This is a genomic window from Aliikangiella maris, from assembly GCF_040719265.1.
In the GTDB taxonomy this organism is placed as follows: domain Bacteria; phylum Pseudomonadota; class Gammaproteobacteria; order Enterobacterales; family Kangiellaceae; genus Aliikangiella; species Aliikangiella maris.
Window position 1 is genome coordinate 106,874 of record NZ_JBFDAH010000007.1, and the last position, 15,673, is coordinate 122,546.

Annotated in this window: 13 protein-coding genes; 1 reads left to right on the top strand and 12 read right to left on the bottom strand. The window is 39.8% G+C overall.

The window, feature by feature from the left end:
• Positions 1-210: 210 nt before the first annotated feature.
• Entirely contained in the window at positions 211-708 is a 498-nt protein-coding gene (locus ABVT42_RS08420; RefSeq protein ID WP_353874305.1) for a GNAT family N-acetyltransferase, read from the top strand.
• Positions 709-721: 13 nt separating this feature from the next.
• Here the strand turns inward: ABVT42_RS08420 and dnaE are convergent, their stop codons facing one another.
• The 12 genes from dnaE to uppS all read right to left on the bottom strand — a co-directional run bounded on the left by dnaE (position 722) and on the right by uppS (position 15,658).
• Entirely contained in the window at positions 722-4,243 is a 3,522-nt protein-coding gene (dnaE, locus tag ABVT42_RS08425) for a DNA polymerase III subunit alpha (protein ID WP_353874307.1), read from the bottom strand.
• 77 nt (positions 4,244-4,320) lie between these two features.
• The gene (rnhB, locus tag ABVT42_RS08430) at positions 4,321-4,908 is read right to left on the bottom strand and encodes a ribonuclease HII (RefSeq protein WP_353874308.1); all 588 of its coding nucleotides are present in this window, start codon (positions 4,906-4,908) and stop codon (positions 4,321-4,323) included.
• A gap of 42 nt (positions 4,909-4,950) precedes the next feature.
• Entirely contained in the window at positions 4,951-6,087 is a 1,137-nt protein-coding gene (lpxB, locus tag ABVT42_RS08435; protein ID WP_353874310.1) for a lipid-A-disaccharide synthase, read from the bottom strand.
• Between the two features lie 36 nt (positions 6,088-6,123).
• A complete protein-coding gene (lpxA, locus tag ABVT42_RS08440; protein WP_353874311.1) occupies positions 6,124-6,888 on the bottom strand; it encodes an acyl-ACP--UDP-N-acetylglucosamine O-acyltransferase in 765 nt (254 codons plus the stop codon).
• Complete coding sequence (gene fabZ, locus ABVT42_RS08445; protein ID WP_353874312.1) at positions 6,888-7,355, bottom strand: 3-hydroxyacyl-ACP dehydratase FabZ; 468 nt, start codon at positions 7,353-7,355, stop codon at positions 6,888-6,890. The genes lpxA and fabZ overlap by 1 nt, the downstream gene beginning before the upstream one ends.
• A complete protein-coding gene (gene lpxD, locus ABVT42_RS08450) occupies positions 7,352-8,398 on the bottom strand; it encodes a UDP-3-O-(3-hydroxymyristoyl)glucosamine N-acyltransferase (RefSeq protein WP_353874314.1) in 1,047 nt (348 codons plus the stop codon). Before lpxD ends, fabZ begins: the two co-directional genes overlap by 4 nt.
• 1 nt (position 8,399) lies before the next feature.
• A complete protein-coding gene (locus ABVT42_RS08455; protein WP_353874315.1) occupies positions 8,400-8,909 on the bottom strand; it encodes an OmpH/Skp family outer membrane protein in 510 nt (169 codons plus the stop codon).
• Between the two features lie 38 nt (positions 8,910-8,947).
• A complete protein-coding gene (gene bamA / locus ABVT42_RS08460) occupies positions 8,948-11,479 on the bottom strand; it encodes an outer membrane protein assembly factor BamA (protein ID WP_353874316.1) in 2,532 nt (843 codons plus the stop codon).
• 26 nt (positions 11,480-11,505) lie between these two features.
• A complete protein-coding gene (gene rseP, locus ABVT42_RS08465; protein ID WP_353874317.1) occupies positions 11,506-12,864 on the bottom strand; it encodes an RIP metalloprotease RseP in 1,359 nt (452 codons plus the stop codon).
• The gene (gene ispC / locus ABVT42_RS08470) at positions 12,864-14,048 is read right to left on the bottom strand and encodes a 1-deoxy-D-xylulose-5-phosphate reductoisomerase (protein ID WP_353874318.1); all 1,185 of its coding nucleotides are present in this window, start codon (positions 14,046-14,048) and stop codon (positions 12,864-12,866) included. Before ispC ends, rseP begins: the two co-directional genes overlap by 1 nt.
• Positions 14,048-14,929, bottom strand: coding sequence for a phosphatidate cytidylyltransferase (locus ABVT42_RS08475; RefSeq protein ID WP_353874319.1), 882 nt, complete (start codon positions 14,927-14,929; stop codon positions 14,048-14,050). The genes ispC and ABVT42_RS08475 overlap by 1 nt, the downstream gene beginning before the upstream one ends.
• Positions 14,930-14,938: 9 nt before the next feature.
• Complete coding sequence (uppS, locus tag ABVT42_RS08480; RefSeq protein ID WP_353874321.1) at positions 14,939-15,658, bottom strand: polyprenyl diphosphate synthase; 720 nt, start codon at positions 15,656-15,658, stop codon at positions 14,939-14,941.
• Between the last annotated feature and the right edge of the window lie 15 nt (positions 15,659-15,673).

A 15,673-nucleotide genomic window follows, 5' to 3' on the forward strand; every position in this document is an offset into this window, starting at 1 on the left:
TTTCATTAAAAATTTCTATCTAGCATTTTGATTCAACATTTTATTTTTATTCAAAGCTGTTAGTTAAAATTCTTAGTCAAAATTATCATTCTATTTTTTTAAACAACATTTTAGAAAAATAATCTTTTACCTTTAATCAAAACTGAAACATTTAAAATGAAGCAAAGATGCACTAAGATAAGACTTCACTTAATTTGAGTTTTCTTTACTATGATTAAAATACAACAGGCCAGCGATCTAAGCATACCACTTATTGCACCACTAGCACGCACAATATGGGAAGAACATTACACGCCGATTATTGGCAAAGCGCAAGTAGATTACATGCTCAACCAATTTCAAAGTGTTCAAGCAATTGTACAACAAATAACGCAAGGAATGATGTATTACCTGGTTTACCAGAACGATGTTCTATGTGGCTACTTTGCTATTAAGATTGAACAGAAAGATCTTTTCATCAGTAAGTTTTATTTGAGTGCAACGACCCGGGGACAGGGTATTAGTCGTATAATGCTGGCCTTTATCGAGCAACAGGCGAATGCCAGTGCTTGTGAGCAATTGTCATTGACCGTGAACAAAGATAATTCAGCAAGAAAAGCTTATGAAAAATTGGGGTTCTCAGTTCAAAAATCAATAAAAGCAGATATCGGCGAAGGCTATTACATGGATGATTATGTTATGGTAAAACCCGTTAGCTCTTCAATTTAATAAATCATTCGACTTAATAGATGACTTCTACTTTACTGCAACCTTCAATATTACGTAAATTAAATAGCAGCGTATCTGTGGGTTTAACAGACCAGTTGCCACCAGCAATAATCTCTGACTCAAGCTCGTCTAACTGACAATGAATTCTCACAGGACACAGGCCACCTTTGAATGGTGATAAGCTTTCTACGACTTCTTCGGCGAGCATGGCATTGTCATTTAAATTAATATTTATTTGCAAATGATCAGATAACTTTTCCCTGACTTCGATTAATTCACTAATCTCAATACCACTCATTTTAAGCCCGCCCGAGAAATCATCATTTGAGATATCCCCTTTGGCGACAATAATTTCATCTTTTCTTAAAATGTCACGATTGGCTTCATAAAGCTCGTTGTACACCATTAAATCGATACGTCCGCTTTGATCATCTAATGTAATAATCGCCCAATTTAACCCTTTTTTAGTTTTCATGACGCGAATATTAACAATCAGTCCCGCCACAGTTACATACTCACCTCGCCGTGTTGGTTGCAACCCGTTTAATCTTAGATCGCAAAATTGGCGAATTTCTGGGAGATAACGATCGATGGGATGCCCTGTTAAATAAAGACCGAGGGTTTCTTTTTCTCCCTGTAAAACCTTAGCTTCAGGCCATGGACGAACCATAACAAATTCATTGCTGGCACTTTCTGCATGTTCAGTAGGAGAACCAAATAAGTCATTTTGGCCCAGCTGCTGGTTACGTTTGAATTGTTCAGCAGATTTTATTGCTTGCTCCAAAGAGGCCATCATCACAGCGCGATTTGGGCCAAGGTTATCTAATGCACCTGCGCGAATGAGTGCTTCAAGATTACGGCGGTTGGCTTTGCGTAAATCGATGCGGTTACAAAAATCAAACATATCTTTGAATTTTCCGCCTTTATTTCGTTCATCGACAATCGATTGAATCGCCCCTTCACCAACCCCTTTAATGGCACCAATTCCATAAATAATAGTTTTTTCACCATCAATCGTAAATTTGTATTGGCCTCGATTCACATCTGGCGGAACAATATTGATACCAAGCGATTTTGCATCATCAACATAAGTCACCACTTTATCAGTATTATCCATATCAGCCGACATAACCGCAGCCATAAATGCTGCTGGATAGTGAGTTTTGAGCCAGGCAGTTTGAAATGAAACCAAGGCATATGCGGCAGAGTGAGATTTATTGAATCCGTATCCGGCGAACTTTTCCATCAAATCAAAAATATGTCCAGCCAGTTCTCCATCAATATCTCTGGCAATTGCACCTTTCATAAAAATTTTACGCTGCTCTTCCATAACTTCAGGTTTCTTTTTACCCATCGCCCGGCGCAACAAGTCTGCTCCGCCCAAGGTGAAATTCGCTAAAACCTGAGCAATCTGCATAACCTGTTCTTGGTACAAAATAATCCCATAGGTTGGTTCAAGTACCGGTATTAAATCTTCATGTTGATAATCAGAATGTGGATAGGCGAGTTCCTGACGACCATGTTTACGGTTAATAAAGTCATCCACCATTCCCGAGCCTAACGGGCCAGGACGAAACAGAGCTACCAATGCGATAATATCTTCAAACGAACTGGGTAATAGCTTTTTAATTAATTCTTTCATACCGCGGGATTCCAACTGAAATACCGCTGTTGTGTTTGCTGCCTTCAACAGATCAAATGTTTTAGTATCTTCAAGATCAATCGCTTCAATATTAAGCTTGTCTTCCCCGTCACCAATGAGCTGTTCATTGATCATTCCAACAGCCCAATCAATGATGGTTAAGGTTCTTAATCCTAAAAAGTCAAATTTAACAAGCCCCGCCGATTCAACATCATCTTTATCAAACTGGGTAACAACGCCTTCGCCAGCTTCATCACAATACAACGCAGAAAAGTCAGTTAAATCTGACGGCGAAATCACCACGCCCCCAGCATGTTTTCCAGCATTTCGAGTGATACCTTCAAGCTTGACGGCCATATCCCAAATTGCTTGGAATTCCTCTTCCTGCTCATAGCGTTGACGAATTTCTTCTTCTTGCTCCCAGGCTTTTGCTAAAGTCATACCGACATCGAATGGAATTAGTTTAGAAATTTTATCAACAAACCCGTAAGGCTGGCTCAATACTCGACCAACATCACGAATAACCGCTTTAGCCGCCAAGCGTCCAAAAGTAATGATTTGCGATACACTATTGCGTCCGTAAGTATCGGCAACATAGTCTATGACACGGTCTCGACCATCCATACAAAAATCGATATCAAAGTCAGGCATTGATACCCGTTCAGGATTTAAAAATCGTTCGAAAAGCAAGTCATATTGCAGCGGATCAAGATCGGTAATTTTTAGGGCATAAGCCACTAACGAACCAGCCCCCGAACCACGCCCAGGCCCAACTGGAATACCGTTATCTTTTCCCCAACGAATAAAGTCTGCAACGATCAAGAAGTAACCAGGAAAGCCCATTTGATTAATAACATCAAGTTCGATCTGTAAACGCTCGTCGTATCGTTTTCGTTGCTCATGAAAATCAGATGCATTCACATCCAGCAGTGTCGGTAATCGTTCCTCTAGTCCTTCTTGGCTTAACTTACTAAAATATTCTTCAATCGTCATACCTTCAGGAATGGGATAGTTTGGTAAGAAATATTCGCCCAGTTGTAAATGCAGGTTGCATCGTTTTGCAATTTCGACAGTGTTATCTAATGCTTCTGGAATATCAGCAAATAACTCGTTCATTTCCTCAGCTGACTTTAAATATTGCTGTTCACTGTAATTTTTAGGGCGTCTGGGATCTTCAAGTACTCTCCCCTGATTAATACAAACCCGAATTTCATGCGCTTCAAAGTCGGCTTGATTTAAAAAACAAACATCGTTTGTGGCCACAACGGGCGTTCCCGAACCTTGCGCAAATCCGGCAACCGACTGTATAAATGCCCCCTCACCAGCTCTTCCTGTGCGCTGTAGCTCAAGATAATACCGATTTGAAAAGTGTAAGTTCCAAAATCCGAGCAGGTTAGCCGCCTGTTCGTGATGTCCGGCGAGCAGCGCACGACCGACATCTCCATCTTTGCCACCCGACAAAACAATCAGCCCAGCGTTCAGTTCAATAAACCAGTCTTTTTCGACAACCGGTACACCTTGCTTTTGATTGGTTTGATAGGCTTTGGACACCAGCTTTTTAGCATTTAAATAGCCCGTATTATTCTGACACAAAACAGTAATACGAAAAATATCAGCATCATCATTTGCATCATTGACCCAAAGATCTACACCAACAATAGGTTTTACACCGCTGGCAATAGCTTTACGATAAAACTTTATCAAACCACAAAAATTGACATTATCAGTAATCGCAACCGCAGGCATACCTAATTCGGCAACTCGTTCTATTGTCGGATTGATTCGGCAAATACCATCAACCATAGAAAATTCAGTATGCATTCGCAAATGAACAAAATCTCTTTTAGATGTTTCGCTATCTGCTGATGTAGGGCTTTCAATTATCTCTGTCATATTTTTGTGTAGACTAAATAAACTTTGAGCTTTAACGTTTTAACTTTAACGTTGTTATCTTTAATTTTTTAATATTTTTAGAGTAGCTGAAGCTGCTCTTGTACAGGCGCAAAACTTTTTCGATGAATCGGTGTTACCCCGTATTTTTTTATTGCTTCACGATGAGCTTTGGTTGGATAACCTTTGTGGCTGGCAAACCCATACTCTGGATAGCACTCATCCATTGCAACCATTTCATTATCGCGATCGACTTTTGCAATGATTGACGCTGCACTGATAGCTGGTTCAGTTAAATCACCTTTAACAACGGCTTCTGCGCTACAGGGTAACTGAGGTAATTTGTTACCATCGACCAGACAATGGGTTGGTTGAATCGTTAATTGGGTCACCGCTTTGGTCATCGCCAATAAACTTGCTTGTAAAATATTAAGCTCATCAATCTCTTCTGGTTCACAACGAGCAATTGCCCAACAGAGTGCTTTTGACTTGATTTCATCCGATAGTTGTTGACGTTTTTTTTCTGAAAGTTTTTTAGAGTCAGTCAAACCCTCTATAGGATTATCCGGATCCAAAATAACTGCTGCCGCAACCACCGGTCCAGCCAATGGTCCTCGGCCAACTTCATCAACACCTGCTACTTTTGGATTATTAACAACATTTTTCATGATTCATTATTTTTACATTGTTGCATTAAAAAAGGCTATCGACTAATGTGCTATTAAGTCAACTATGGCTTTAGCTGCTTTTTGACTTCCACCTAATTTTAGCGTCTGGTGTAACTCGATATACTCTTTTTCAAGTGAGAGATTATTTTTATTTTCAATCAAATTAATTGAAGCTTCAGTTAATTTTTCAGCAGTACAGTCCTGCTGGATAAATTCACGCACAATCGCTTTACCGGCTAATAAATTGGGTAAAGAAAACTGCTTTATTTTTAATAATTTTTTAAACACCCAATAACTAAAAGCAGATACTTTATAGGCAACTATCATTGGCTTTTTGAGTAACATGGCTTCTAGCGTCGCCGTACCCGATGCTAATAAAACCAGATCTGCTGCTTGCATCACCAGACGAGACTGACCATCAATTAAAGTGACCGGCATTGCTTCAGGTAACTGTGTTAAATAATTTTCAATTTGTGTTCGACGTTTATAATTAGCACACGGAATAAGTATTTGTAGTTTAGGATAGTGCTGCAATAAGTTTTGTGCGGTTTCGATAAAGGGTTGAAGTAAAAATTTAACTTCTGTTCCTCGACTGCCAGGTAATATGGCCAATGTTAAATTGTCTGGTTTGATCTTTAATGCTTGTCTTGCTTGTGTTGTATTTGGCGAAAGAGGAATTTCATTTGCAAGAGGATGGCCAATACAAACCGCCGGGACATTAAACCGCTGATAAATCTCTAATTCAAACGGAAAAAGACACAACATTAATGAAACGCTCTTGGCAATTTTATGAATTCGGTTTTCGCGCCACGCCCATACTGAAGGACTCACATAGTGAACAGTTTTAATACCCCGATGTTTTAAACGAAATTCAAGCCCTGTATTAAAAACCGGCGCATCAATGCCAATGAAACAGTCTGGATTTTGTTCGATAATATGCTTCGCTAAATCATTGCGCATTTTTAGCAATCCAGGTAATCGCTTTAAAATGGGCACAATCCCCATGATAGATAAACGTTCCATAGGATACAAAGATTGAAATCCCTCAGCCATCATCAAAGGGCCGCCAATACCACTGAATGTTGCCTTTGGAAAATAGTTTTTAAGTTCGCGTATCAAGCGCGCACCTAAAATATCTCCAGAAGCTTCTCCAGCAACCAGATAAAAACATTTATTCACAATTAGAGATATCTAAAATTAGTTTAAAATTAAATTTTAACGTGCTATACCACGCTGCGAAGCACGGATAAAGTCGATCATGATTTGTACCGATTTAGACTCTCCCGCATCTTGAGTTAATTGTGCAATTGCCTCTTCAATTTTGAGCTCTTGACGATAGATAACTTTATAGGCACGTTTTAATAATGCGATTTCGTCTTTGCTAAAACCACGTCGTTTTAAACCTTCGGCATTAATTGAACGTGGAGCAGCCTCTGCGAATAATACAAATGGCGGTATATCCTGAGTAATTGTACTCCGTATCCCAATAAAAGCGTGCTGACCAATATGCACGAACTGGTGAATTCCTGAAAACCCACCAAGTATTGCGAAATCACCGACATGAACATGCCCAGCAAGATTAGAGCTATTAGCAATGACAATATCATTACCCAGTACGCAATCATGTGCGATATGCGTATAAGCCATTAATAAATTATTATTACCAATAGTGGTTTCACCACGATCTTGCACCGTTCCTCGATGTATCGTACAGGCTTCACGGATGATATTTCCATCACCAATAGTGGTCAGTGTCGGTTCTCCCCGATATTTTTTGTCTTGGTTGGCCTCTCCTATCGACGAAAATTGATAAAAATGATTATTCTTACCAATCTTAGTATGTCCATTAATGACAACATGAGGACCTACAACTGTCCCCGAATCAATCTGAACATTTTCATCAATAATTGAAAAAGCACCAACACTGACATCATCAGCTAACTTAGCTGATGGATGGATTACCGCACTTGGATGAATCACTAGTTTATATCCTGTTTTGAACACATAAGATCAGCAGCACAGACAACTTTGTCATCAACTAACGCTTCGGCTTCAAACTTCCACAAACTCTTCTTTCTTTTTAGTAAGTTAACTTTTAATAAAACCTGATCACCTGGCTCAACAGGCTGTTTAAATCTCGCATTATCAATACCAACAAAATAATACAACGAGTTCTCATCAGGTAACTCTTGCATTGTTTTATAAGATAAAATCCCTGTTGCTTGGGCTAACGCTTCTAAAATCAGGACACCGGGCATCACCGGTCGATGCGGAAAATGCCCCGTAAAACACGGTTCATTAAAAGTAACATTTTTAATTGCATGCAAATACTCATCGACACGGTAATCAATCACACGGTCTACTAATAAAAACGGATATCGATGAGGTAACGTTTTCATTATCTCATGTATATCTAAAGTGCTAATGGAATTAGAGCTTTCACTCATGACTTGGTTTCACCTTTTAAAATTGACAATTCTTTTTCTAATTTTTTCAATTGTTTTGCCATTTCATCTAATTGTCTGAATCGGGCAACATTTTTTCGCCAGGTTTTATTATCCTGCATTCCGGTTCCCGATGAAAAAACACCAGGCTCTTTATTCGAACGATTGATTAAGCTACAAGCAGTAACATGTGTACCAGGCGCAATAGACAAATGACCTAAAATTGATGAGCGGCCACTAAACGTACAATGGTGGCCAATTGTGGCACTGCCAGCAATACCGGTAAACCCTGCCATCGCAGTATGTTCTCCGATAACAACATTATGTGCAATATGACATAAATTATCGATTTTAACACCATCACCAATAATCGTATCTTTTAGTGCACCCCGATCAATACAAGCATTCGCACCTACATCAACATCTTTACCTAAAATTACTCGGCCTGTTTGCGGTATTCGAATCCAGGTACCTTTTTCATTAGCATACCCGAAACCATCCGAACCGATAATAGCGCCTGACTGCAAAATACATCCATCACCAATTTCAACTTGATGATATACGGTTACATTCGCATAAAGTCGGCACTTTTGACCGACTTTTGCCTGCCGACCGATAACGCAATTTGCCTCAATAATTGAATCAGCACCAATAAAAACCCCTTCTTCAATAACCACACCGGCGCCAATCGATACGCCAGCTTCGATAGTAACATTTTTATTAATAATTGCAGATTCAGCAATGCCAGGCAGTGGCTTTGGCGTTGTGTCGAGTTCTTGAGCGACCTTGGCAAATCCTAAATAAGGGTCTTTTACATATATCGCATTTTTTAGCGTATGCTCTCTAACATCATGAGAAAGCAAAACACAACCAGCTTGGGTTGTGTTAAGTTGTTCTTTTAATTTTGGATTGCTGAGAAATGAGATGTCATGCTCACCAGCTTCATCAAGTGGCGCAAGGGTGATTATCTGGTAATCACCATCTCCAACAAAATCAGCATCCAGCAGCCGCGCAATTTGCGCGACCGTAAATACTTTTGCTGTCAAATTATTTCCCTGTTGGACTACTTAATGCTTTGATAACCTTATCCGTGATATTCACTTGATTATCGACATACACAGTGACATCTTTCATTAACACAATGTCAAGTTTTTGCTCCATTGCAACTTTTTTAATAGCATTATCAATTGTTTGACGTACTTTTGCAGTTTCGACGTTATTGGTTATTTTCATGTCTTCTTCAAGAAATTTTTTCTTCAGATTAAATTCAACATCTAAAGCCTGAAGCTCTCTTTGTAATTCAATCTTTTGAATTTGCGTCATTGTCATGGCATCACGCTTGCCTTTTTCTTGTAATTCTTCACCTTTCTTCTGCATTGCTTTAAGCGCGTCGGTACGTTCTTTAAATTTATCTTCAATTTTATCTTTTATCGTTGCAAATTGAGGTGTTTTAGCAACAATTAGCTGCATATCCACTACACCAATTTTATCAGCCGCGCTAACACTTCCAATAAAAAACAAAACAAAAGCTAACGCTGTGATTGATTTTTTCAACATTTTAATACCCTTATCAATTTAAAAAACAAATTCTTATTTTAAAACGTTTTACCTACATTAAATGAGAAAGATTCGGTTTCATCCAACTCTTCTTTTCTGATCGGTTTTGACAAACTGATTGTCAATGGTCCCATTGGCGACAACCATTGTAGCGAGAATCCAGCCGAAACGCGATAGGTACCGGGCTCAGAGTAGTCAGGAATCTTATCAAGTTCACTCGCTGGTAAATAGCCATAACGATTGATATCAAATTGAGTATCCCACAAATTCCCTACATCAACAAACAAGCTGGTGCGTAAAGAGTTATTATCTTCCGCAAATGGTACAGGGAAAATTAGCTCTAAAGTCCCCAAAACACGTGCATTACCACCGGCTGTTCTGCGACTTATAACAGCGGTACTCAATTCTGATGGTAAAATCCAAGGAACAGAGCTTTGGGTTCCATCTGGCGAAATAGGCGGTATAGCCTCGTAGTTTTCAAGATCTACCGCACGAGGCCCGATAGTATTACTCTCAAACCCTCGCATAGTGCCTGATCCCCCCGCACTAAAATTCTCAAAGAAAGGTAGAGATTCAGTATCACCATAGCCTTTCCCCCAAGAAGCTCTAAATTTACTTAAAAATGTCCAGCCTGGTGCAATCGGTAAATAATGATTAATCGAATAATCTAATTTATAAAACTCTAAATCACTCCCTGGTGCGGTAAAGTTTGTAGAGAAAGTCTGACTGGTTCCTCGATCTGGAAAAATACCACGATTTAAAGTATTTCGTGTCCAGGCCGCACTCAGCCGGTATAGATCATAATCAAAAGTCGGATCAACGCGGATATCTTGACCATTATCATTGAAGAAATCGATAACCTGTACTGCTTGTGTAATTCGTGATGCTTTTAATTTACTATCCTGATAGCCAATACCAAAGTTCAAGCGTGATACTTCATTAATCGGATATCCTAAATTAAATGATAAACTGGCGGTATCTAATAGACCGCTAGAATAACGCAGCTCATTATAATCGGTAATAGAATATTCTAAACTCACACCTGCACTGATTCCATCAAGTGTAAAATAGGGATCCCAATAATCTGCACGGTAACTTTCAGAATATTTATTCTTGTTAATTCCAAACTGAATTCTTTTTCCTGATCCCAAAAAGTTAGAGTGACTGACATTGGCATTTAAAGAAGTTCCCCAGCTTTCACTGTATCCAACACCGCCTTGAATTGTACCTGCGGATCGCTCTTTCACTTGATAGTTAATATCAACTCTGTCTTCTTTATCTTCGACTTTTGGAGTTTCTACATTAACCTCTTCCAGATAACTGAGTCGCTGTAATCTCACTTTAGAACGATCAACTGCTTCATTCGATAAAGCGCTACCTTCCATTAAACGAACTTCACGACGCAAAACTTCATCGTTCGTAGTTTCATTTCCTGCAAAGTTAATTCGATTGACATACACTTTTTTGCCCGGATCAACAAACAAGGTGAGATCAACTTTATTTTCACCTTCAATAACGTTTGGTACGGTTACAACTTTCGCAAATGCATAACCATAAAATCCGAGACTCCGCTTGATTTGTTCTTCAGCAAAAGAAATAGCGGCGGCAGAATAAGTGTCTCCTTTAGAAAGCGGCATGACACTGGAAAGCTGCTCTTTGGTTAAAATTAGGTCACCCGAAAAGACGATATCATTAACTTTAAATTTTTCGCCTTCATCAATATTGATGGTTAAGTAAATACCTTTGCGGTCTGGTGAAATAGATACCTGAGTCGATGTATTTTCATACTTTAAATAACCTCGGTCGAGATAATAAGAGCGCAATGTTTCAAGATCGCCAGAGAGTTTTTCTCGCGAATATTGATCTTCACTTGAGAAAAAAGAATACCACTCACCAGTTGATAGTTCGAATTGATTGAGTAATTCTTCATCAGGGAATATGCTGTTTCCTACGATGCTGATTTTTTGAATTTTTGCAGGTTCTCCCTCACTGACAATAAACTTAATATGGACTCGGTTACGCGATTGGGTAATGACTTTATCTTCAATTTTAATAGAGTATTTGCCATGTGCAAAATACTGTTCTTCCATCCCCAGCTTGATACTTTTTATCGCTGAAGGATCAAAAATTTCGCCTTTTGCAAACCCAGACTTTTGCATCGCATCGAGAATTTGTTCGGTCTTGATATCTGAGTTACCTTCGATAGTAATTTCAGATATTGTTGGACGCTCTTTCAGATCGATATAGAGCTTGCCTCCATCACGAAACATGCGAATATCTTCAAAACTATTAGAGGCATAAATAGTACGAATAATAATAGGTACACGAGAAGAATCTAGTTTTTCTCCAACCTGCAATGGCAGCATATTGAAAAATGTACCTAGCTCCATTCGCTGTAAACCATTTACATCAATTTCAGTGACAATAAATTCATCATCAAAAGTTTTAGGCGTGGTCAGTTGGCTGGTTGTTTTTTCTGCCGCCATAACAGTCTGCGTTGCGGTTGCACCATACAGCGCAAATGCACCGAGCATTGCACGAACTAATTTGGATTTATAGTAATACTTCATAATTCCCTAAATAATCGGTGTACACGTCAAAGCAGACGTGATAAATCATTAAAAATTGCTATTGCCATTAGCGCAAAAACCATGACAACGCCAATCTGCAATCCGATAGCCTGTGCTTTTTCTGAAAGCGGCTTACCTTTGATTGCTTCGATGGAAAAGAACATCAAGTGTCCACCATCTAACATGGGTATTGGTAATAAATTAATAAAACCAAGATTAACACTTATCATTGCAATAAATCCGATAAATGTTGTTAATCCTACGCGAGCACTGCCGCCCGCGCCTTCGGCGATTGAAAATGGTCCACTCAGACTTTTAGCTGAAATATCACCAGATATCATCTTCAACAAATAGCTGGCAGTTAGGCTAATCATTCGCCCGGTTTTCTCAATTGCCAGTCCCAATCCTTCCCACAGCCCTACTTGGCGAGTGGTCATATAGGGAGACAAATCAGGTCGGTTTACGGATACACCTAAACTACCAACTTGTTTTCCATCATACTCGCGAAAACCTATGACCACAGTTTTATTTATCAGTTCACCATTTCGCTCAATTTGCAATTCTGCGCTTTTACCAGCTTTTGCCTGAGTGAAGCGTATTAAATCAAACCAGTTGTTAATTTTTTGCCCATCAAACTGCCGAATAATATCATTTTTTCGTAAATCGGCTTTACTTGCCGCACTATTGTCGGTTACCTCATCAATTTGCGCGATAATCTTATCATAACTGATGTGTCGAATACCGAGTGAACCGAGAATATCGGGTCTTGATTCATCGACCTGCCAACGCTCAAGCGATACATCAATAGTTCTTTGCCGCGAACTTTTTTCCGACAGAACAGTTAATTCGAGCGTACCATTTTCACCCATTCGACGAGCAATAGTTTCTAGTACATCCTGCATCATCGTTACGGGCACGCCGTCAACTCGAGTAATGGTATCAAAACTTTTTACCCCAGCACTGCCGATAATTGACTCGGGTTCAACTTTGCCAAGTTGCGATGACATAGCAGTAACGCCATAAACAAAAATAAACCAAAACAATAAGATAGCTAAAATAAAGTTAGCTACCGGTCCAGCCAGAATAATAGCGCTTCTCACCCATAATGGTTTCTGAGTAAATTCGTATTGCTTATCTTCACTGGCTATTTCTCCTTCTCTGGAGTCGAGCATTTTTACATATCCACCCAATGGAATCTGCGCAATAATGTACTCTACCCCATCTTTTCCGACCCGTTTCCATATTGGTTTACCAAAACCAATTGAAAAAGTCAGCACTTTCACTCCAAGCTTTCGCGCAACCCAAAAGTGACCATACTCATGAAAAGTAACTAACACACCCAGTGTGACAATAAAATAAAAGGCGTTCCAGAGTAGTTCAGACACTAATTCATTCCTCGCTCGATAATACCCAAAGCCACCTCACGAGCATTAGTATCAGCAGCTAAAACTTGCGATATGGTATCAGCAGTACTGACAGGAATTTGCTGCATCGTTAATTCAATAGTTTTCGCGATTTGAGTAAATTTAATTTCTTGCGCTAAAAATGCAGCAACAGCCACCTCATTTGCGGCATTAAGCACACATGGAGCCGTTCCACCTGTGCGCATAGCATTTTCAGCTAATTTAAGACATGGAAAACGATTAAAATCAGGCGCTTCAAAAGTAAGTTGTCCCATTTTGCAAAAATCCAACGGCGCAACACCCGACCGAACTCTATCAGGCCAGGCTAAAGTATGTGCAATTGGCGTTCTCATATCTGGTTTACCCATTTGCGCGATTACTGAACCATCGTCAAACGAAACCATAGAGTGAACCACACTTTGCGGGTGAACTACAATCTCTATTTGTGTTAATTGAAGATTAAATAAAAAGCAAGCTTCTATTAGCTCTAGACCTTTATTCATCATGGTTGCAGAATCTACCGATATTTTCTTTCCCATATCCCAATTTGGGTGTGCGCAAGCTTGCTCGGGTGTCATTGTATGCAACGTCTGAATGGGCACTTCACGGAATGGACCACCCGATCCCGTGAGCAGGATTTTATTAACCCCCTTAAGTTCGGGACGAGCAAGGGGATGATTAACCCCTAAACACTGAAATATTGCATTATGCTCACTATCGACAGGTAGCAAGACGGCGTTATGTTCCACTACGGCTTGCATAAATATGTCACCAGACATCACTAAAGCTTCTTTATTAGCCAGCAACACCTTCAGTCCGCATTCAACAGCCGCTAAGGTTGGCAATAAACCGGCACCACCAACAATTGCAGCGACCACCGTAGTTAACTGCGGCAGACGAACAGCTTCAACAATCGATTCGCTCCCCCATTTTACACAAGTAGGTAATTGCTGTTCGCTAATTTTTTGTGCCAATCGTTGGCTCGCATCATAGTCAGTCATCACCACTAACTGAGGCTTAAACTGTAAACACTGTTCAAATAGCTTTTCATCGTTAGTGTTGGCAGTTAACACATCAACCTGGTATTTATCCAGATTGCGTGCAACGACATCAAGTGTGCTACACCCAATCGACCCTGTAGAACCTAAAATGCATAAACGCTGCATTATCTGAACCAACCAAAGTAACTAAAAGCCAAAAAGAAAAGTGGCGCCACAATAATTGTACTATCGAGTCTGTCGAGCAATCCGCCATGTCCTGGAAGTAAATTCCCCGTGTCTTTGATACCGACTTCCCGCTTAAGTGCACTTTCAAATAAGTCCCCCATCACCGAAAATATCGCCATCAAAACCGCTATAATGGAGTAAATAACGGGATCATGAATTTCAATACCTAACCAGTTAGCGCCAATCCAAGCGGTAAGGAAACTAAAGACAAAACCACCGACTGCACCTTCCCAGGTTTTATTAGGGCTCACAATAGGCGCCAATTTATGTTTGCCAAACAGTTTACCGATAATAAAAGCACCGGTATCTGCGGCCCAGACGATGCAAAACATCAGTAACAAAAATAGGCCACCGCGGTAAAAATTATCTAGCACTCCAACATTTCGAATACTGATAAATGCCACAAAAAATGCAGGTAATAGCAATACGCCAAAAAGTGATACCACAAACTTATTTGCCCACCATTTGGGAATTTCAGAATAGCCGACAACCACTATTATCGAACCGACAAATCCAATCACGCCAAGACCCAGCAACAACATAGGATAATCCCAAACCAGCGCATAAGGCCAACTTGGCGATGGCCAAACAAATAATTTATCAGCCAAATACCATACCGTTAATACGATACTTGAAACACAAAGCGCATAACCTGTCTGGCTGATATTACGGTTAAACCCTGCAAGCTTAGCCCATTCAAGTGACAACAAATAAACAATAACAGCAAGTGCTCCGGCAAAATAATTAAGCTGAGTATTGAGTACCAAACCGAGTACTACTGGTAAAAGGAGGAGTGCAGTTATAATTCTTTGTTTAAGCATATTCTTTATTTACTTAGTTCCAATAATTTGTTCACCAGTTAATCCAAATCGGCGCTGTCGCCTGCCATATTCCTCCACCGCAAGCATTAATGCCTGTTGGTCAAAGTCTGGCCACAGTGTGTCACAAAAATATAATTCGGCATAGGCCGCCTGCCAGATCAAAAAATTGCTGATACGAGTTTCACCGCCAGTTCGAATCATTAAATCTAAAGCAGGTAGATCAGCCGTCGCTAATTTTGATTCGAGTGTCGACTCTGTAATTTGTGTGAGATCAGAAGACTGTTGAATTAATTGATTTACAGCATTAACTATATCCCACCGTCCACCGTAGTTTGCTGCAATATTTAAACTTAACGTTGAGTTATCTTTAGTCAGCTGTTCAGCTTTATTAATTGCTTTTTGCAATTTTTCATTAAAGGCAAGCGTATCACCTATAAATTTAAGGCGCACACCATGTTTATGCAATGCTTTAATTTCTCGATTGAGCGCAACGATAAATAGTTCCATTAAGTATGAAACCTCTTCCTTGGGACGGTTCCAATTTTCGCTGCTAAAGGCAAATAAAGTCAGAGACTTTATTCCAAGGTTTGCAGCAGTTTGCACAGCTTCTCGAGCGCGCTCTACACCAACCTTATGACCAGCAGTTCGCTTTTTCCCTTTTGCTTTTGCCCAACGACCATTCCCATCCATAATGATTGCAACATGCTTTGGAATATTTGTTTCACTCATACATTCTGGTCGTTT

Coding starts and splice junctions, on each gene's coding strand:
- ABVT42_RS08420 (WP_353874305.1), top strand. CDS start 211: ATGATTAAAATACAACAGGCCAGCGATCTAAGCATACCACTTATTGCA.
- dnaE (WP_353874307.1), bottom strand. CDS start 4,243: ATGACAGAGATAATTGAAAGCCCTACATCAGCAGATAGCGAAACATCT.
- rnhB (WP_353874308.1), bottom strand. CDS start 4,908: ATGAAAAATGTTGTTAATAATCCAAAAGTAGCAGGTGTTGATGAAGTT.
- fabZ (WP_353874312.1), bottom strand. CDS start 7,355: ATGAGTGAAAGCTCTAATTCCATTAGCACTTTAGATATACATGAGATA.
- ABVT42_RS08455 (WP_353874315.1), bottom strand. CDS start 8,909: ATGTTGAAAAAATCAATCACAGCGTTAGCTTTTGTTTTGTTTTTTATT.
- bamA (WP_353874316.1), bottom strand. CDS start 11,479: ATGAAGTATTACTATAAATCCAAATTAGTTCGTGCAATGCTCGGTGCA.
- ispC (WP_353874318.1), bottom strand. CDS start 14,048: ATGCAGCGTTTATGCATTTTAGGTTCTACAGGGTCGATTGGGTGTAGC.
- ABVT42_RS08475 (WP_353874319.1), bottom strand. CDS start 14,929: ATGCTTAAACAAAGAATTATAACTGCACTCCTCCTTTTACCAGTAGTA.
- uppS (WP_353874321.1), bottom strand. CDS start 15,658: ATGAGTGAAACAAATATTCCAAAGCATGTTGCAATCATTATGGATGGG.